This window comes from Capnocytophaga sp. ARDL2 (genome assembly GCF_041530365.1).
Classification (GTDB): Bacteria; Bacteroidota; Bacteroidia; order Flavobacteriales; family Flavobacteriaceae; genus Flavobacterium.
The window spans coordinates 1,370,566-1,389,638 of the sequence record NZ_CP168034.1 but is presented as its reverse complement, the minus strand read 5'-3'; the positions used below and the strand labels follow the sequence as shown (position 1 = coordinate 1,389,638).

The window sequence follows — 19,073 nt, the reverse complement described above, 5'->3', positions numbered from 1 at the left end:
TCCGTAGCGTTTCAAACACTTTCATTCACTATCATACTTAATGTTTTGTTCTTTGGCTTTGAGGGTGCAATATTATTTTCTGTTTTCAGCTTTTGTATTTGGTTCATCAGGAAGTCCTTTATTTCGGCTCTCAACTTCTGGTAATTGTCCCAATAGCTGATTTTGTATTTTATTCCTTTGTTGGCATAGCCTCCGTTTTGTTTGATGTATTCGAGTTCCGTAAGCGTTTGTACGTACCTAAAGACCTGTGTTTTGCTTACGTTCAGATGTTGCCTTACATCCCTTAAAACAAAGTCTTGGTTTTCGTTTTTTACATACTTCTTTAATCGTTCAAAGAACTGCCTTAAACTTCCGTCCAGTTCGTCCACCTTTAAGACAATGCTTTCAAAAAGGATTTCCGTAGCCTGTTCTATATCTTCAATCTCGGTTACTAATTGATTATCTTTTGTGAGCTTTCTTTGGTACTGATTTAAAAACGTTACCTGTTTAATAACCGCTTGGTACATTTCGTTTAACCGTCTTATTTTATGCACCTTTTCGGGAAGATTCAATTTTGTCGCATAAGGGTTGATTACTTCGTAATGCTTTAAGTTCCTTACCAACTGTTGTATAAAATGGATTGTTCTCTGGCTTTCGTTCGGGTCGATTTCCCCTGCATTCCTGCAGTTCTGATACTCTATAATTCTTTGTGTCTGCTCCTTGCTTTCATCAACTGCAATCAAAAAACTACGGGACATATTATCCTCGTACGTTTCGCCTTTTGTTGTGGCTGATAAACTACTGAACTGACCTTTTACGATTTTATGACTGCTTTTATTATTCCCTTTTTTATCCTTTATCGTTACCGAACTTCTTAAAACTTGGTTAGATATAAACTCCCGAAGTGCATACAAAGCGTCTTCTTTTAAGCCGTCTAAATCTTCAATGATGACAACCTTTTGGAACAGGTCGAACTCGCCCCAATTATATAAACTGCTTTCCGTTATTCTTGTAAAACGCAATACGTCTTCCTGTGGCATTAAATCGGCTATCCTGCTGATGATATGTGTTTTTCCGCTTCCCGAACTTCCTTGTACTAAAGCGTGTAAGGGATTTTTATTTAAATAGCTGATGATGATTAAAAACAATAACATACGGCTGTTTTCTTCGCCTACTATTCCCGCTTTTCCGATTTCTGTATTCAGGTTCTTCAGTAAATGTTTTCGCTTTAAAAAATCTATGCTGTTGCCTGTTCCTGTGCTTGGTTCTTTGAGTTGCTTGGTTGTTTTATCTTCAATTGAAAAAGAAAAATTTAACTCCGTTCTGTTGTTCAGCAATTCAATAAATATGCTTTCTTCGTGTCCCTGTAAAGTTTCGTTGATGTCTTTGTTTATCGGCTCTGCTGTGGTTAATTTTAATTTCGGGTATTCAGCTTTGAGCATTGCCCCGTATTTCTTAACCGCTTCTTTTCCTGCTGTATCGTTGTCAAAAAAGAAAATGATTTCTTCCAACTGCGGAAGTTCCTTTATTGCCTGCTGGTGTTCTTCGGTTAGTCCGTTTGTTCCGTAACACGCTAAAACTGCATATTCCTTTGTTATGGTTTCTATCTGTAATAAACTTGCTCCGTCAATAATGCTTTCCGTTAAGATTAGTTTTTTGGTGTTCGGTTCAGGATAATTCGGGTAAAGTCCTTTTCTGTTCTTTAAGTAAAAATGTCTGCTGTCCTTATCATTTAACGTACTTCTAAAATACAATCCTGTTACTTCGCTATTCCTGTTCTTCAATGCAAAACAGATACACCATTTCCCAAAAACTCCGTATGCTTTTTCCCCTGTACGTCCTGTAATGTTCTTGTCAATCAGTAATCCGTATTCTAAACATTGAGCAATTACATTCTCGTCTTTCCTTGCTCCGTGATGGAACTGCCCCGCATTGTAACCGATTTCGGTTTTCTTAAAATCTAAATTCCGTTGCTGTAAATAATCCTTTGCAGGTTTTGAGTTGCTGACCGCATTTTTAAAGTATTGGTACATATTCCCTAAAAACTGTTCCCTGCTTAATTCGGGTTGGTAGCGTTCTTTGCTGTCGGGTTTCTGATAACCTAATATTTCCTTGCATTTGTTTATGGCTTCGGCTTTGGTGCTGTTCTCTTTGTGCATTACAAAATCTATCACGTCCATACTCTTGCCATGTGTCTTGCAGTTGGAACTAAAACAATATGCCGTTTGCGTTTTGTAATACACCTGCATACTCGGGATTTTGTCCTCGTGGAACGGACAGCTTATTCTGCTCTGCTTGTCCGTCTTTAAGCCGTAATAGTGCAATACGTTCGACATTGTGAGCTTTTGTTTGATTTCTGATATTTCCATTGAAAAAAAATTTTAATCCTACATATCTGTCGCAAATCTACAAACTTTGTATTAAACAACCAAACATTACTGATTTTTATCCTACATTTTTTGTTTGTACATTTGCCTTATAATTGCTTTTACTGCATTAAAACATACAGATATGACCTTTGGCGAACGATTGACACAAGTAAGAAAGAGAAAAAGCCTTTCCCAAGCGGAAGTAGGTAAGAAAATCGGTATCAATGGCGATGCCTACGGAAGATATGAACGCAACGAAGTAAAGCCGACCATAGAAATGGCGGTTAAAATCGCACAAGCTCTCGAAGTAAGTTTGGATTTTCTAACGGGTAATTCTGATGTGGAACTCGACAAGGCTACTCTCGACAGAGTGCAGGAAGTTACAAAGCTCCCGAAAAAGACAAGGATTACATTTTTGTAACCCTCGATGCTCTGATAAGAGATTTTAAAAACAAACACGCTTACGCTAAATAAACAAAGCCACTCATTGAGTGGCTTTGTTGTTTATTTCAATTTCTGGTAACAATTCTGGTCGGACAAGCTAGCGGATAAATGTCCCACACAAAACTCAATAGTTCCTTTTCTTCGCTCTAAATTTCCTCCCCATCCTCCTATAGTATCTCGAACACTTTCAGGAAAGTTAACCAAATCATCATCTAAATTTAGATAAAATGATTTAAACTTTATATAATTTCCATCAAGTTCCCATTTCCCATTGATTTCCAATACAAGTTTCTTATTCTTGTCGAAAACCTTTCTGTGATACTTATTATGTTCCTTTAATTGTATGGTATCAAATGTATTTTTGTAGTCTGTCGGTGCATAAACTCCGATTAACTCTTTTTCTGTATAGCCACACGAAACAAACAATAAGCCTATTAAAAACATTCCCACTACTTTCATATTACTACCATTTAATTGCCGGCAAACGCTGATGTTCTGTATTACGGTACTCCTGCCTTGCTTTCTGTAACTGATTTATATAATCTACTCGTATCTGACTTTTATTCTGTACTTCTTGTATTGTTTCTGTCCAAATATAAGTTTGATAAGTAGTACCGTTCAGCCTAAAATCGGAACGCTCCCAACTTGGTGACATTCTATACATAAACGATTGCATTGATTTCGTATCATTCATCATATAAAGAACCTTATCCCCTAGTTTATAATAAGAAAGGTTCGCACGACCAATAAACTGTTCCCAACCGTCAAATCCTGCTGTTAGTGGGTTTATATCTCCGTAATCAAAATTAACCCGTCCTTTACTACCTCCATCATTTAATACCGCTGTTCTTGCCTTTCCTGCATAAACTGAAAAAGTTTTATCAAAAGAACCAAAAACACCTGTGCTGGTATTGTCAAAATCAGCAAACATACTCTTTGTTGGTCCTGTTCCTTGGTCCCATTCATTAAATAGTGTTCCCCAACCTGTACTATTATCACGTTGAGTATAACCTCTGATTAATGCTTCCCCTCCTTTAATAACATTAGACGCTCCAGTTGCTCTATCTACCACCTTAGTACTTCCATCTCCCTGATGATGGAAATCTATCTTATCACCTCCTAAATCACTGATTTTATTTCCGTCCTTATCATATTCGTGGTCAAGCATTCCTGTCGGGTCAACTCTACTAACGGGGTTATTTGAGCAATAATGGTATGGTGTCTTGTCTGGTTGAACTTCTGCCAGCGGATCTACACTCACAAACACGCTTATTCTTGGGTCGTAATACCTCGCACCATAGTAACTCATCCCTGTTGCTTCGTCGAGTTCTTTTGCGTTGAATTTATACCCATTGTTGAAATTGGTAGTCTGATTATGCTCCACAGCTACCTCTCCAAACGGTAAGTAGTCATAATACGCAACTGGTCGTCCGTTGTCGTCGGTTACATAAGTGCTACTTCCTAAGTGGTCGCCGTGGTAGTAATAAACTCTATCAACCGACGGTTGCACTGGTTCGAGACTTACAAACTTATCTTTCACAAACTATTTATTTTATCTAAACAACGAGGTAAATGTAATGATTTTTAGCAAAATAAAAAATGTTTTTTTTAATGAAAGGTAAACGGCTAGAACTCTTTGCAAAAAACTCCCTTTTTTGAGTCTTTTTTTATTAGAAGAAATATCTCAAACAGAATTAGCCAATCGTTTGGGTATTCATAAAAATGTATTAGGAAGATATGAGCGTAATGAAATGCTTCCCTCGATTGATATCGCTCGTAAAATAGCGGATATTTTAGAAGTGTCTTTGGATTAACTGACAAGTAAACAAGATGTGCAAATTGATAAAACCACCAGCGAAAGAATCTTGGAAGTGTCTAAATTTGAAGAAACCGACCAAAACCATATCTTCTCTGTTATCGACGCCTTTATCGCTAAAAGAAAAATTCAATCTATCTTATAAATACAAACTCCGCTAGGTTTAAAACCTAGCGGAGTTTGGGGTTAAAGGATTTAAATATCAATTAATTGCATTTTAATATTTTTCAAAATATACTATCAAATTAATGATTTGTTTTATATAATTTATAATTGGTATATTTTTCATCTATCCCCAAAGGTATTATATAATCGTGATGAAATTTCCAAATTTCATTATCGAAAAAACGTTTTTGTTCAATCGTTATTTCAAAAAAATTAGCATTTTCATTAATTATTTTGTACGTTGGTGATTTCAGTCCTCTAGTATCAACAATATAAAACGATGAGAAATTTCCAATAATATTAGTTTTATCAAATTGATTTTTCATAACTATCGTATCTCCTTTATTATTAATTAAATAAATTTCGTAAACAAAATAATAATCATTTGTATTTCGTACTTTAAAAATATGCTTTTTATCTTTTTTTATAGACTCTACTACTTTAATTTTATCATTTTTAATATCACTATTTAAAATAAGAATGCTATCATTTTTTATTTCCCATTTTCCCTCTATTTTTAAACTTAAAAAATTAGTGTTATTCTTATAAATAAATTGTCCATTTTTCAATAGACTAATACTCTCATAATAATAAGGAGTTTGATATGAATACATATCTTCAACATTTGTTTTTTGAGAATTCAAAATAAAAGGGAAATATAGAGTAAAAATTAAAAATCTAATTATATCCATTCTGTTATTTTTTGTTATAATCTTTTTGCCAACCTTTATAAACTTCTTTTACAGGTAATCCTAATTTACCAGCCTCTGTTGTTTTTTTTCTCAACTGTTTACCAATATTAGATTTCAAACCAATAGGTCCATTTGGTAAAATCTGATAAGCTGCAGGTGTCATAGTGCTTCCTAATTGTCTAACATCATCATCACTCATTTTTAAGGGATACCCCTCTACTATTGAATTAGGTGTCTGAAAGAATTGCATTCCTGTAACTAATGCCCTCTCTCTATTATATGCATTTGTTTCATCTGTAATATCATACAGCATTCCATAAGAAGAATTATCAACAACTAACGAAACATCTCCAACTTCATACTGATAAGCATGATGTAATTCATGTGCTACTAATCCAATATTGTTATCTACGCTAATCATAATTTCTCCTGAACTCATATCATACTTCATTCCTCCTTCTTTATTTGAAGTGTCAAGATATACATTATATATCTGATCAGATTTTTCTAATTTAGATATTTCATCCAAAATGTTAGTGTAAAAAGAAATTAATTTTTCTCCTGAATTTGAATCTATATATCCTTTTTTAATTAACTCTTTTTGAGTATTGATATTATTTGTTATTTCTTTTTTAAAATTCGCAACAACATTATCATGATCTTTAATTTCCCTCCCATCAGGATCAATAAAGTTTATTGGATTATTAGCAGTATAAACATAACCTCCAATGTTTCTGTATTCCTCCGCCATCGGATCTACAGATATAAAAACACTCAATCTTGGGTCGTAGTACCTTGCTCCGTAGTAGTACCTATTTATTCATTTTTGCAACTCTTGATGCTCTAAAATCAGATATACTTATTTGCTATTATGAGTGCCTTTTGTATGAATTAATAAATAGTGTTTGTTTTCCTTTACAACCTTAAATATAGCTTTATCTCTTTCTATTTTCATAAAACTATTGCTTCCTATATCAAAAGAAACTTTTCCTTTTTTTACTTGTTCAGGATTTGGAAATTCATCTTCGTGATAAACTATTTTATCTCCCTTAACAAAGATTATTCTTTTAGCTATATCAGTAAAATAAGGATATTCAAATCCTAATTGGTTATTCAAATTCTCCAATGATAAACTTTCTGTCGAAATTAATACATAATCCCAATCTTCTACAACAATATCTTTTAAAGATACCATACAATTATCCTCCCGTTCTAAACAAACATTTTGTATTTTTTCACTAATCTTGCTATCCGATGTGTCATTACAAGAGTAAATCACAAGTATGATTAAAATTATCAATATCCTTTTCATACATAAATTACCATTTAGGACCTCTTTCTAAACGTTCAATCTTTTTTTGACTTTTTGCATCTCGTATTTTCTGTTCTGATTGAGTAAAACCATTCGTGTTTAATCCCTGAATAATATCTTTTGCTTTATTATATTGTTCTTTACTCAATCTTGTTTGAGATATACTCCAACCTGTTGTATTCCCTTCTTCATCGATTATAACCGTTGCTGTCCAAAGACCTTTATTTTTAAAATAATCTAATGTTTTCATAGCTAATTCTTGCATATTAGCATTAGGATTAGCTTCACCTATACTTCTTCCGATTATATTGTTGAGTAAATCAATTGTTTCATCTGCTTCTGCAAGTGTATTGAAAGTTGTTATTAAATTGTTTCCTGTAGCTGCAAACGGATTGACTTCGTGAGCATTTCCAACTTGTTTTGCTATATTTGTACCAAATTCTTTTGTAATTTCAGCTTGCCACAAAGTATGCCTATAAGCATTCACTTGCGACCCCTCTTTTTGTGCATTTTCATTTAAACCTATACGAGTTGAAAATCTGACAGAATTAGTGGAAATATTAGTACATCCTTTACTCGGCGTTCCTATTGATACAGCTGCTATAGGATGCCTTAAAGCAAAGCCTATTGTCCTAGAATTTACAGTCGCAGTATAATAACCTGGACCTATCGGATCCTCCTTACTCATCCCCGTAGGATCCACAAAATTCACAGGATTATTCCCTACATAGCTGTATGGCTCAAAGGTTTTTTCTTGTAAGCTGAACATACTTATTTTATACACAATCCTTTCAAATTTTTAGTAAAATACAAATCGCTTATACCTTCTTCTTTACATATTTCTGTATTATCTTCAAATTGAAAACATTTTATATGTAAATCATTAACAGGTGATATTTTAATATTCCCAATATAGGGAGCTGTAGAACGGAAAGAAGTTAATTTAAGCATATAATCTTTCCCTATTTCTATTTTTTTACAGCTCTCTACTACTTCTTTTTTTGATACTATTTGAAAAACAGAATCACCTTTTGTGGTATAAACAAGATAATAACTATTTATCGAATCTATCTTTGTTATTTTATGATATAATTCATTTTGATTACTGTTTTTCTTTACAATATTACAATTTATTAATAAAAAAAAAGAAAAACATATAATAACTTTATTCATAATACTATGGTATTTTTAATATTATTGTTCCATTAGATGTCTTATACTCTAAATTTGTCGCGTTTGGAGGAAATCTTCCTGAAGGTGTTAATTTAAGTTCATTTCCCTTTTCATCATAAATAAATTCTTTAACAATACCTGATTGAGGTGTCGCTGTATTATGTGCCTGAGTATAAACACTATTGGGTTTTCCGCCAGCAGGAGATGAAATATTTTTTGATTTTGAAATAAGCCCTCCTTGATAAGCTTCTGTGATTTCATGTAAAGTATCTGCACCTGGTTTATTATAGTCTGCACTAAGTTTTTTTAAAACATTTGGATTGATAAGTTGTTCGGCAACAACATTTTTTTTACCATTGTCATTTATTACTGTATTTCCCATAAAGGCACCACCTATAAATAATTCATTATTCGGAGTTGTATATGTATCATCTGCTATTATATTCACAATAATGGAGTTATCATCAATAGCATCTATTAATTGTTGAGTATCAGAACTAATATTTACTCCTTCTATTGGTCTGTATGATAATTTACCTGAAAAATCCATTGTCAAAATTAATTGACCAGCAACAGCAGATTGCAACTCTAAGAAAGCTTCTTTTGCCATATTTCCTGTAATTATCACCTCATCTTTACTCATCCCCGTAGGGTCAGTAAACATCACAGGATTATTCCCTACATAGCTGTATGGTTCAAAGGTTTGATCTACAAGCGGATCTACACTCACAAAAACCGACAACCTCGAATCATAATACCTCGCTCCGTAATAACTCATACCTGTTGCTTCGTCAAGTTCTTTAGCGTTGAATTTATAACCATTGTTGAAATTGGTAGTCTGATTATGCTCCACAGCTACCTCTCCAAACGGTAAGTAGTCATAATATGCTACTGGTCGTCCGATATCATCTGTAACGTAAGTACTTGAATTTAAGTGGTCTCCGTGATAATAATATACTCTGTTCAACGATGGTTGTACGGGTTCAAAACCGTGTACAGGCGTAGGTTGTGTCATTACAGGTGGTTCATACGTAATTGGCTCTGTTGGTGTTGGAACTGGCTCTTGGATTGTTGGCGTAGGTTCACACGGTAAAAATTGTTGTAAATACTCCCAAAACTCACAAGGATCCATTCGTTGTGGTTCTGGTGTTATAAAATATTTCATGATTATACCTTTTATTTGGCTATAACAGCGTTTTACATCTGCATTCAACCAATAGGTACTATTGCTTTTATATACAGACAAATAAAACAATTGATATATCGCATTAATACAATCCAACTCACTGATTTCCTCTGGGGTGTACACAGGGTCTGTAATCACCACATCAATCACATCTGCTGGTGAGCAGTTTAATGCGTTTACGGCATAGAGTTTATCACAAGCATTTTGATAAGATGGGTCTGCATTGATGTTTTGTACCGCTGTCAAACAATCTGCCATCGCAGGGTCGTTGGCAAGGTATTGCATAATCGCATCCAACTGTTGCTGACAGTTTTGTGGGCTTTGAGTAGCCGACATCGCCTGCATACTCATCGCCTGTGGTTGCATCTGATTTTGAGAGACAAATTGCCCTTGTAGAGTCATCAAACGACTTGCCAATCGCTTACCGTTGTTGTAATAATGCTTGGTAAGATAAAATTTGGCGATTTTGGTTACAATTTAGACTTTTTAAAATAAAATACTTTCCGGTCTTTATCAATTATAATCTTTCCATTTGAAAAAGGAAGCAAACTCGTCATAAGTAATGTTTCTCCTATAATTCCATTTTCAGGCTTGGTATAATTACTTAAATCTAAGTCATAATTTAAATACAAATTCATAAAGTCAATTTTATCCCCATTTAATCTCCAGTTATTTTCATTTACACCAAATAATTCACCTGTTTTATAATAAATCACTTGTTTATATTTATGATTTTCATACAAAAACAAAGTGTCTATGGTGTTCTCACTAGGATTTTTAATATAAATTCCTATAAGATTACTTTCTGACGTTTTACAAGATATTGTTGTAAAAAAGATAGCTACTAAGAAACAAACATTTTCCTTTTTCATCACGGTTCAACATTATTATCAATCCAAATATATGTTTGATTTGTTGTACTTTGTTTTGGTTGTATACAAATACATCCATTATTTCTACTAATATTTTTAATCCACGGTAAATGATAATAAAAAGATTCTTTGGATTTTTGGTCTGTTATCATTACCAATCTTTGATGGTTCCCAATATCATAAAAACTCACACCTCCTGAACCCATCATTTGCATAGTCATATTAGTTCCTGAAAGCAACAATCCAGAAAGTCCAAAATCTATTGGAATGTATTTTTTTGAAATCTTATTATCAAAATCCCAAGCTTTTAGCTTTTAAATAATCATTTCTTGCTCCGTGATAAAGATTACTTTTTCTAATATCTTTAATCATATTATTATCTCTACCAAAAAACAAACTGTTTTCTGGTCCAGTACCTGACTGCCACTCGTCATAAACAGATTTCCAATTAATACTCTCGTCTCTTTGAGTATAACCTCTCATAAAACGTGAATCAGCAATCCAATTGGTAAACCCATTCTTTGTATTTACAATTTCGGTTTGACCTTTTCTATCCCCATCTAAATGATGATTAAAATCTATGCCAACATCATCTCCTAAATTTGAAACTTTTGTTCTGACTTCTTTACCATTTTTATCGTGAGTAATTTCATACTCACCATCTACCTCAAACATTCCCGTTGGGTCGGTATATCGGATTGGGTTATTAAACCCATAACGATACGGCGACCAGCTTGGCATTTTCTCCGCTAACGGGTCAACACTTATAAAAACACTCAACCTCGAATCATAATACCTCGCTCCATAGTAACTCATCCCTGTTGTTTCGTCGAGTTCTTTGCCGTTGAATTTATATCCGTTGTTGAAATTGGTAGTTTGGTTGTGCTCCACAGCTACCTCTCCAAACGGCAAATAATCATAATACGCAACAGGTCGTCCGTTGTCGTCGGTTACATAAGTACTTGAATTTAAGTGGTCGCCGTGGTAGTAATACACTCTATCGAGTGGGGGCTGTACAGGTTCGAGACTTACAAACTTATCTTTCACAAACTTTTTATTTTATCTAAACAACGAGGTAAATGTAATGATTTTTAGCAAAATAAAAAATGTTTTTTTTAATGAAAGGCAAACGGCTAACATCCTATCGATATTCAAAGAAATTCACTCCGCCAGGCTTACAGCTTGGCGTTTTTTTGTTATAAATCTATAAATTTGCTTTTGCAAGTATACCATTACCTAAATTTCCTACAAAAAGACTGTCTTTGTAAAAAATATATGGAGGCACTAATGTTCCTTTCTCTAAATTTAACTCATTAAATACTTTGCCTGCGTCTTTTGAGTAAATAACACTTTTTCGTGTCCCTCCAAAACCTCCAAGCATACTTTCGTCAACTTTATACGTTATAAGCCCTATTAAATCTTTATATACATAAAATCCATCATCTGATATGTTGTCTATATTATCCATTAGGGTTGTAAATGAATTTTTACGATATTGGACAAGATTAATTTTACCTTCAGTAGTTCCTTGTAAAAAATAGAACGTTACACTATCTGAAATTCTAAAATCAAGATTTAACTTTTTATCTGTAGAGAATATTATTTTTTTTGTCTCTAATGATGCATCAAGTTCTTCCAATTGCATAATACCTCCTTTTTCAGAGAGCTTGTATATCTTTTCTCCAAACAACTGATAAGAGCTATTTGTGGATTTTTCAGTTAGTTTTATTTTTTCATTACCCTGAACTTTATAAAGGCTATAACCATCATAAAATAAATTTTGCACTGCATCATACCAAACTATATGATTCTCGTGTTCAAAAAGTTTGGTGATAATCCCTGACGAATATTTATAAAATGTATCTGATTTTCCATAATTAAGATCACGAGTAAAAAAGCATATGGAAGTATTATCCATCTGTGGTAAAAATCTAGCTGAATTTACCTCATTAAATTCTGTTATAAATTCTAGTTTATCATAAGATTCATTTATTCCTTTTGAAAATAATTTGACTTTAACATCAGTTTCTATGTACCTGTCTTTAGGTTCAGAATACACATATGTAGATTTATTCGTCAAGATATAAAACTCATCATCTATAACAAAAAAATCTTCAAAACTACCATTCTCTTTTACAAATATTTCAACATTTTCATAAATCATTTTATCATTTTTTTCTTCAGAACAAGAAATACTTGTTATTAAACACATTAACAAAATCAGCTGTTTCATAAATCAGAAAATTTTAGGGATAATTTGCCTTACTTGTCTCATACCATCAGGACTTGTTAAATCTTTTAAATCCGGAGTAGTCCCAATTTTGAATTTATCTGAAAATGGTAAATTCTTCAGTAATCCACCTTTTATATAAGACGGAACGTGAGTATCAAAAGCTTTTGTTCTGAAAGCATCATTATTACTTTGAATATAAGAGTCATTCTTTATAAAATTTTCCATTTGTTTTTGTAGCTCTGTAACAGTCTGATCTATCCATTTTTTACCTGCATCAGATAATTCGTTTCTTAATTCTTTAGTGAACTTATTGGCATACTTATGACCATATGACAAATAATAATCTGGTGGAGTTGTGCCATATGATTCAATATGAGCTTTATACCGTTGCTCATAATAACTCGCATCACCTGTAGGTGCTATTGCAACTTTTTGAGAATAATCCGGATTAGGATTTGCATTAACTAACTCCCAAGAGTTATTTTTTGTAAAAGTCCAATCATTACCAAAAGCATCTGTTTGTTTTGCTCCATAATTGTATGTAAATATAGGTTTTGAGGATTCTAATTTGGCAGCAAAAGTAACATCTTTTATTGGAGGTGCACAAGGGACGTATTCTCCATTACTAGCTCGTGTATAACATCTTCCGTCTGGATCAACAAAATTAACAGGATTATTACCTGTATATATGTATGGACTTTCGTTAGGATAATTCTCCACCAACGGATCCACACTCACAAAAACCGACAACCTCGAATCATAATACCTCGCTCCGTAATAACTCATACCCGTGGCTTGGTCTAGTTCTTTAGCGTTGAATTTATACCCATTATTGAAGTTAGTGGTTTGATTATGCTCTACAGCTACCTCTCCAAACGGTAAGTAGTCATAATATGCTACCGGTCTGCCGTTGTTGTCGGTTACATAAGTACTTGAATTTAAGTGATCGCTGTGGTAGTAATACACCTTGTCAATACTTTGCTCAACAGGTTCGAAACCTACAATTGGAGTAGGTTGTGTCATTACAGGTGGTTCATACGTAATTGGCTCTGTTGGTGTTGGAACTGGCTCTTGAATTGTTGGCGTAGGTTCACACGGTAAAAATTGTTGTAAATACTCCCAAAACTCACAAGGATCCATTCGTTGTGGTTCTGGTGTTATAAAATATTTCATGATTATACCTTTTATTTGGCTATAACAGCGTTTTACATCTGCATTCAACCAATAGGTACTACTGCTTTTATATACAGACAAATAAAACAATTGATATATCGCATTAATACAATCCAACTCACTGATTTCCTCTGGGGTGTACACAGGGTCTGTAATCACCACATCAATCACATCTGCGGGTGAGCAGTTTAATGCGTTTACGGCATAGAGTTTATCACAAGCATTTTGATAAGATGGGTCTGCATTGATGTTTTGTACCGCTGTCAAACAATCTGCCATCGCAGGGTCGTTGGCAAGGTATTGCATAATCGCATCCAACTGTTGCTGACAGTTTTGTGGGCTTTGCGTTGCCGACATCGCCTGCATACTCATCGCTTGAGGGGTGTTTTGTGCAAACTGCCCTTGTAGAGTCATCAAACGACTTGCCAATCGCTTGCCGTTGTTGTAATAATGTTTGGTATATTCATTTCGCTCCGGATTTACCGTGACAAAGCCTGATGGATACAGCGTATAGTTTGTCATATCTGATACTTCATACGCTTGCTGTCCTGATACATTTGCCAAACTAAGTCCTTGCTCTGACTTAAACGTTCGCTCGCCTGTGTGGTCATATACATAATGACTGATCTGCTGTCCGCCATTGTCCACCACAGACAACAAACGGTTTTGCTCGTCCCATTCAAAATCTCTATTGCCTACAACAACCAAATCCTTGTCTGATTGTATATGCTCTAAATTACCGTTGGCATCATAACTCAATTTAATACTTTTTCCGTCTTGGTATTGCAACAATGACGGTGCGTGAGGGTGTGTATCATCATCGTAAAAATACTCCGCTTGATAATTATGCACCGAATTTTGTGGTACTTGATTCAGCGTTACATTGTGTGTCTGGTTTTTGTTTACAATACTATGAGTCGCGTTGTAGCTCATTGTCAAATCATAGTTTTGCTCTTCCTTAAATCCTGTAAATGTACCTATGGCTCTCGACAAACGATTGTATTTGTCGTATTGGTATTGCTTATCGCTCACGCCTCCCAAATGCAAATTGTTGTGCTGTGATACCGTATTTCGTTGTCGCACAATGTTTTGGTTGCGGTCATAATCGTACTGCACATTTGAAAAAATGTGGTTACTCGGTCTTCGCAATCGCATCGTACGCAAACGTCGCATGGTATCAAAATCGTTTTGGGTTTTTACTTTGTTACCGTATTCTATCTCTTTGGCTTCGCCGAAAAACGTATAAAGTACGTGCCTCAAATATACATAATTATTTGAATTCTTTATCTTTTTTAATTGTCCTATTGTATTGTATTCGTAAAATAATTTTTCTCCGTCAGGGTAAGTCATCTCCAACACACGCCCCCACGAGTCGGTTTGGGTCCTGGTGTAGAATTGCATCACTCCGTTTTGCGATTGCAACACTCGGTAATCTTGCGTGATTTCTCCCAATTTTCCGTACGAAAACTCTCGAGTACCCGTCAAATCCGTTACTTTTTTCAAACGTCCTACTCGGTTTTGTCCGTTGCCCAAATCACTCGCGGTTCCGTATTCATACGATACTGTATGCGACGGATACTGTACTTGTATCAACTGATTTTTGTTGTACGAATAATTGATCCACTGGTTGTTGTGGTTGAGTTTTTCGTTTGCCATGCGTCGCAACGAACCGTCGAGATTGTATTCAAACTTGGTTGTACCGCTATCAGGATGTATCGTCTGAGTTTTTTGTCCCAATTTATTGTACTGATATTTTGTATGATGTCCTTCGGCATCGGTTACTTGTAGCAATTCGCCCAAGGCATTGTAAGCAAATTGTGTGGCTAAAGCCTCGTTTGTATCACTGTTGTACTGCACCGATTGCACAGTGTGTCCTCGGCGGTCTGTATAAGTCGTGGTTTGGTTGCCTTCTGGCAATATGACTTGGGTCGTTGCCGTTTGGGTAGCGTTGTCCTTGCCATAAATATACGAAGTTACAGCATCCAAGCCTACAACGGTCTGCAAGAGCGGTCGGTCGAGGGCATCGTAAGCAACGGTTGTTTTTTCTTGATTGTTGTGTGTCAAATCGCTGTACAATCGCAGTTGAGTATTAAAATCTCCTTGACAATTTTTCTCCTCTTTACTCAGATACGAAGCGGTTACTCGTCCCAAGGCATCGTACAATTGTTTGCCCGAAACCTCCAACCAATAGCCATTGCCACCTACACATTCCTGCGGTGTGTCTAATTGTTTTTTGGTTTGAATAATGCGACCCAATCCATCCGAAAAACTGACTGTATGCACGATTTGTTGCGGTGCATTTTGTGCATGTTGATTGTCGGTAATATAATGTTTGGTTACAGCATAAGGTATATTTTGCACCGTGCGACCGTACTCATGTTCAATCGTTTTTTCATTGTGATATGGTCCTTTGAACAAAACCAATCGTTGCATCGCATCGTAATCATAGAAAAATTGGTTGCCGTTGGTATCCGTTACGCTTTCTATTTTTCCAAAATTACTGTACGATTTGCTGCTGATATAGCCGTGAGCATCCGTTACTTGGCTTACAAATTGATAATATTTTGGGTCGTAAATGTATGAATAGAACATGCGACTACTCTCTGGAGAATTGGCAGTTTGTTTCGGTAAAGTTACTTTCGTCAGCAATCCAAATGTGTTGTACTCATAATTTGTAATCGCTTGTTGACCGTCCAATCTATCGCGAGAAATACTCCTAATATTTCCTACAGCATCTATGGTGGTATCGCTTTTTCGCAACACTTGATTGTTATGCAAAATGCGGTGTTGACGTGGAATAGATACTAAATATTTTGACGAATTATTTATCGTGTGATACAAAATACGCACATCCAAATTGTCCTCTACCAATTTCACTTGCAACGGCTGTGCATACCGGTCATATCGCTGAAATTGTGTACTCTGTGTATGGGTAATAAAATCGTTACTCATTCCCTCAAAATGATGCGTCTTTTGTGTAAGGGTTTTCACCAAGGGCAAAATACGACTTTTATCTCCAAAATTTTGGGTTGAAGCCTCTGTAGTATTGAAATTACCCATCGGTTGATTAGCTGTTAAACTCACCAAACGATAATCGGTAATTTGCTCGTTTATCACTCGACCAGACGCATCTTTCAATGATGATTTCCAAGGCAATTGCCCAATGTATTGGTATTTTCGCACCTTTCCGCTCATACTCGGTTCCGTTGCCTCTGTATCGGTCAGCTGGTTTAGCACAAACTCCTGTGTTTGTGTGCGATACACTTGCTCATTATCGCCCAATTGATGGGTTTTGATTTCACCAAATCCTAAAAATTTGCGTTCTCTACGGTCTTTAAATCCATTCTGATATTCAAAGCGTTGGCGTTGTACATTGGCACCATCGCCCACAAATCCATCGTGAATATCCACAGACGATAACACCCATTTTTTAAACGGCATTTTATAGGTAGAACCTGTCGTTGCGTAATCCATAATAAACGACGAACCCGTAGGATTGCTCACTTTTTTCAACAAATTGGTACGGCGAATATTTGACAATCGCACTTTCAATCGCTCTTCTTTGTCTGAATACAACACGTCAACAAAACCATCGCCGTCAAAATCCATCAAACGGATTTTTTCTGAATGAAAACTACTCGAACGGCTATAACCGCCACCGCCACCAAACTTGATAGTAATCCCAAATACAGAAACCGGAAACAATACAGACAAATTGGTCATCCAACCGATTTGAACCGTCGTATTTTTCTCAAAATCCGGCAATTGCATTCCTGAAGTAGCAAAACCTGTTCCTGTATTGATAAAGACCTGTTTATTGCTTACAAAATCGACCAAACCGTCACCATTGATGTCATAAAATTGTGTCTTTTGTTCCGAAATAGTTTCCGAACCCGTTACGGCCAAGTGAAAATCGGCATTGAAACGGTCATTGACATTAGGCGTAAAAGCATAGCCCAAGCCTGCACTTGGCGAAAGGGATTAATTTTTAAATTTATCAAAGGAAAAATTATCTTTTAAAAATATTCTTAGTAACCTCATTGTTTTTTAATTCATTAATAGCATCTTCAATAATAAATTCATAAAAATTGTTTGAAAAATAAAAATTAGTATATCTCATGCTATCTATTTCTGTTTTTAGTTCCGTTTCATCAACCAACATTGATCTCATAGAAAAATAATCAATATATAAAATAGAATCCTTTGGAGATTTTGACAATTCCTTTTGTATAATTTTTATATTATTATAAATTGGTTGTTTGTTTATATTTCCATTTTCTTTTTCTATATTATAAGCTAATAGATTAATTAAAAGTTTGTCATGATAATCTATTTTTTCTTGATATTCTAATATTTCTTTAAGTTCTTTCTTTTTATTCAGAGCAATAAAAAAAGGTATAACCTGTTTTTTATTATATCTTTTTAAAACTTCTTTTTTATTTACATCATTAAATAATTGATTATATGTTTCTATCAAACTATTTAAGTCTTCTGTTCGATAAAATTTTTCCAATGATTGGTTAATTAAATCATTATTTTTTTTTTCTTTACAATTAAGTAGGATTAAAAGAATTGATAGTAAGATTTTTTTTTTCATTATTTCCGTTGATTATTGAATTTTATAAATGTTCTTATATTTGTAGTATTAGGAATACCTAATACTCCTAAAATACTTGGCATTGTCATTGATTTTAATCCATTAGCATATTGCCCTTTAAAATTAAAATTGATATTAAAGGATTTTCCATAATTTTTTTGGATAGATGTTGAACTCCAATGTGTTTTATAGGTTAAAGTTGGAACATCACCACCTTGAATAAAAGAAGGGTTTTGAGAAATATCAGGAGTCATCGGATTCCCTTGTAAACTCATCTCTCTATCAAATAATTTCATTGACATATCTGGATAAGGTGCTATTACCTTACCACTTATAGTAACATTAAAATCTATTCCGTTAAATTTTTTAGATAAATTTCCTTTTTTATCTATACTTGAAGTAACATTGGCTCTTAAATTTATATCCATTTTTGTTTCTGTTGTGATATAAAATGGTGCTGAACCTTCTGCAAAATACGCATCTCTTCCTATTTTATCTTTTCGTCCTGTTTTTTTAGTCTCTCCTGTAATGTTTATATTTAATCCTATTTATTTAGAATAAGTCATTTTTCTATTGGATTGGTAAGTTTCTAATACTAATGTTTTCATTCTGTTTAACTAAAGTATAATCACCATTTACAAAATCTTTATAATCAGAATCATAAATTACTAAATCAAGCCTATTTTTTGTACCTTTTTCAAGTGCAAAAACAACTTTTATCTTTTCAATTATATATTGATATGCGCTATCACATTCATACCCTCTATAATCATTGGGATTATTATGGTCTTCCCTCAATGAACCTTCAGGTATCTCATCTTCCACTAAAATTAATTGAGGTGTTCCTTCCAATTGTACAAAGGTTTTGATATTATACAGTTTAAAATCATAGATTGCTTTATCTCTTGAATAAATCGTCATTTTATAATCATTGTTCAAATATACAAGAGTATCTTGGTGGGTTTTACTACTAAATATACCTTGGTCGGATTTTGGTTGTTTATTAAAACAACTAACTATAGTAGCTGCTATGGTTATAAATAAGCTTTTCATTTTGTTTAT

Annotated in this window: 19 protein-coding genes; 3 read left to right on the top strand and 16 right to left on the bottom strand. The window is 34.2% G+C overall.

Translation table 11 applies throughout. The features are described 5' to 3' along the window. Positions 1–11 precede the first annotated feature (11 nt). Positions 12–2,348, bottom strand: coding sequence for a CHC2 zinc finger domain-containing protein (locus tag AB4865_RS06840; protein WP_372472532.1), 2,337 nt, complete (start codon positions 2,346–2,348; stop codon positions 12–14). A gap of 142 nt (positions 2,349–2,490) precedes the next feature. Between AB4865_RS06840 and AB4865_RS06835 the strand changes: the two genes are divergently transcribed. Further along, positions 2,491–2,769 carry a helix-turn-helix domain-containing protein gene (locus AB4865_RS06835; RefSeq protein ID WP_372472531.1) on the top strand — a complete coding sequence of 93 codons (279 nt, stop codon included), beginning with the start codon at positions 2,491–2,493 and terminating at the stop codon, positions 2,767–2,769. An 83-nt stretch (positions 2,770–2,852) separates the two neighbouring features. On the opposite strand, the gene AB4865_RS06830 is transcribed toward AB4865_RS06835, so the two are convergent. After that, on the bottom strand, positions 2,853–3,251 hold the full coding sequence (locus tag AB4865_RS06830; protein WP_372472530.1) for a hypothetical protein: 399 nt from the start codon (positions 3,249–3,251) through the stop codon (positions 2,853–2,855). A gap of 4 nt (positions 3,252–3,255) precedes the next feature. Continuing rightward, positions 3,256–4,332, bottom strand: a complete 1,077-nt coding sequence (locus AB4865_RS06825; RefSeq protein ID WP_372472529.1) for an RHS repeat domain-containing protein — start codon at positions 4,330–4,332, stop codon at positions 3,256–3,258. A 115-nt stretch (positions 4,333–4,447) separates the two neighbouring features. Here AB4865_RS06825 and AB4865_RS06820 point away from each other — a divergent pair, with 115 nt between their 5' ends. Both AB4865_RS06820 and AB4865_RS06815 read left to right on the top strand, forming a co-directional pair. Further along, entirely contained in the window at positions 4,448–4,606 is a 159-nt protein-coding gene (locus AB4865_RS06820) for a helix-turn-helix domain-containing protein (protein WP_372472528.1), read from the top strand. Between the two features lie 18 nt (positions 4,607–4,624). Continuing rightward, positions 4,625–4,753, top strand: coding sequence for a hypothetical protein (locus AB4865_RS06815; protein WP_372472527.1), 129 nt, complete (start codon positions 4,625–4,627; stop codon positions 4,751–4,753). A gap of 100 nt (positions 4,754–4,853) precedes the next feature. Here AB4865_RS06815 and AB4865_RS06810 read toward each other — a convergent pair whose 3' ends face one another. The 13 genes from AB4865_RS06810 to AB4865_RS06750 all read right to left on the bottom strand — a co-directional run bounded on the left by AB4865_RS06810 (position 4,854) and on the right by AB4865_RS06750 (position 19,064). Further along, positions 4,854–5,465, bottom strand: coding sequence for a hypothetical protein (locus tag AB4865_RS06810; RefSeq protein ID WP_372472526.1), 612 nt, complete (start codon positions 5,463–5,465; stop codon positions 4,854–4,856). A gap of 4 nt (positions 5,466–5,469) precedes the next feature. Continuing rightward, on the bottom strand, positions 5,470–6,285 hold the full coding sequence (locus AB4865_RS06805; protein ID WP_372474891.1) for an RHS repeat-associated core domain-containing protein: 816 nt from the start codon (positions 6,283–6,285) through the stop codon (positions 5,470–5,472). Between the two features lie 39 nt (positions 6,286–6,324). Next, positions 6,325–6,777, bottom strand: a complete 453-nt coding sequence (locus AB4865_RS06800) for a hypothetical protein (protein WP_372472525.1) — start codon at positions 6,775–6,777, stop codon at positions 6,325–6,327. A gap of 7 nt (positions 6,778–6,784) precedes the next feature. Continuing rightward, positions 6,785–7,546 carry a hypothetical protein gene (locus AB4865_RS06795; RefSeq protein WP_372472524.1) on the bottom strand — a complete coding sequence of 254 codons (762 nt, stop codon included), beginning with the start codon at positions 7,544–7,546 and terminating at the stop codon, positions 6,785–6,787. 2 nt (positions 7,547–7,548) lie between these two features. Then, positions 7,549–7,950, bottom strand: coding sequence for a hypothetical protein (locus AB4865_RS06790; RefSeq protein WP_372472523.1), 402 nt, complete (start codon positions 7,948–7,950; stop codon positions 7,549–7,551). 4 nt (positions 7,951–7,954) lie between these two features. Beyond that, entirely contained in the window at positions 7,955–9,553 is a 1,599-nt protein-coding gene (locus AB4865_RS06785) for an RHS repeat domain-containing protein (protein ID WP_372472522.1), read from the bottom strand. A 53-nt stretch (positions 9,554–9,606) separates the two neighbouring features. Beyond that, entirely contained in the window at positions 9,607–10,008 is a 402-nt protein-coding gene (locus AB4865_RS06780) for a hypothetical protein (protein WP_372472521.1), read from the bottom strand. Positions 10,009–10,299: 291 nt separating this feature from the next. Continuing rightward, the gene (locus AB4865_RS06775; protein ID WP_372472520.1) at positions 10,300–11,055 is read right to left on the bottom strand and encodes an RHS repeat domain-containing protein; all 756 of its coding nucleotides are present in this window, start codon (positions 11,053–11,055) and stop codon (positions 10,300–10,302) included. Between the two features lie 157 nt (positions 11,056–11,212). Further along, positions 11,213–12,241 carry a hypothetical protein gene (locus AB4865_RS06770; RefSeq protein ID WP_372472519.1) on the bottom strand — a complete coding sequence of 343 codons (1,029 nt, stop codon included), beginning with the start codon at positions 12,239–12,241 and terminating at the stop codon, positions 11,213–11,215. A gap of 3 nt (positions 12,242–12,244) precedes the next feature. Next, the gene (locus tag AB4865_RS06765; RefSeq protein ID WP_372472518.1) at positions 12,245–17,374 is read right to left on the bottom strand and encodes an RHS repeat-associated core domain-containing protein; all 5,130 of its coding nucleotides are present in this window, start codon (positions 17,372–17,374) and stop codon (positions 12,245–12,247) included. Positions 17,375–17,423: 49 nt separating this feature from the next. Continuing rightward, positions 17,424–18,011: a hypothetical protein gene (locus tag AB4865_RS06760; RefSeq protein ID WP_372472505.1), complete on the bottom strand. Its 588-nt coding sequence runs from the start codon at positions 18,009–18,011 to the stop codon at positions 17,424–17,426. Next, positions 18,011–18,439, bottom strand: a complete 429-nt coding sequence (locus AB4865_RS06755; protein WP_372472517.1) for a hypothetical protein — start codon at positions 18,437–18,439, stop codon at positions 18,011–18,013. The genes AB4865_RS06760 and AB4865_RS06755 overlap by 1 nt, the downstream gene beginning before the upstream one ends. 142 nt (positions 18,440–18,581) lie before the next feature. After that, a complete protein-coding gene (locus AB4865_RS06750; RefSeq protein WP_372472516.1) occupies positions 18,582–19,064 on the bottom strand; it encodes a hypothetical protein in 483 nt (160 codons plus the stop codon). Positions 19,065–19,073 lie beyond the last annotated feature (9 nt).

What these genes read in the sequence shown, in the direction of transcription:
- AB4865_RS06840 (WP_372472532.1), bottom strand. Translation starts at nt 2,348, where the DNA reads ATGGAAATATCAGAAATCAAACAAAAGCTCACAATGTCGAACGTATTG.
- AB4865_RS06835 (WP_372472531.1), top strand. Translation starts at nt 2,491, where the DNA reads ATGACCTTTGGCGAACGATTGACACAAGTAAGAAAGAGAAAAAGCCTT.
- AB4865_RS06830 (WP_372472530.1), bottom strand. Translation starts at nt 3,251, where the DNA reads ATGAAAGTAGTGGGAATGTTTTTAATAGGCTTATTGTTTGTTTCGTGT.
- AB4865_RS06810 (WP_372472526.1), bottom strand. Translation starts at nt 5,465, where the DNA reads ATGGATATAATTAGATTTTTAATTTTTACTCTATATTTCCCTTTTATT.
- AB4865_RS06800 (WP_372472525.1), bottom strand. Translation starts at nt 6,777, where the DNA reads ATGAAAAGGATATTGATAATTTTAATCATACTTGTGATTTACTCTTGT.
- AB4865_RS06795 (WP_372472524.1), bottom strand. Translation starts at nt 7,546, where the DNA reads ATGTTCAGCTTACAAGAAAAAACCTTTGAGCCATACAGCTATGTAGGG.
- AB4865_RS06790 (WP_372472523.1), bottom strand. Translation starts at nt 7,950, where the DNA reads ATGAATAAAGTTATTATATGTTTTTCTTTTTTTTTATTAATAAATTGT.
- AB4865_RS06780 (WP_372472521.1), bottom strand. Translation starts at nt 10,008, where the DNA reads ATGAAAAAGGAAAATGTTTGTTTCTTAGTAGCTATCTTTTTTACAACA.
- AB4865_RS06770 (WP_372472519.1), bottom strand. Translation starts at nt 12,241, where the DNA reads ATGAAACAGCTGATTTTGTTAATGTGTTTAATAACAAGTATTTCTTGT.
- AB4865_RS06760 (WP_372472505.1), bottom strand. Translation starts at nt 18,011, where the DNA reads ATGAAAAAAAAAATCTTACTATCAATTCTTTTAATCCTACTTAATTGT.
- AB4865_RS06755 (WP_372472517.1), bottom strand. Translation starts at nt 18,439, where the DNA reads ATGGATATAAATTTAAGAGCCAATGTTACTTCAAGTATAGATAAAAAA.
- AB4865_RS06750 (WP_372472516.1), bottom strand. Translation starts at nt 19,064, where the DNA reads ATGAAAAGCTTATTTATAACCATAGCAGCTACTATAGTTAGTTGTTTT.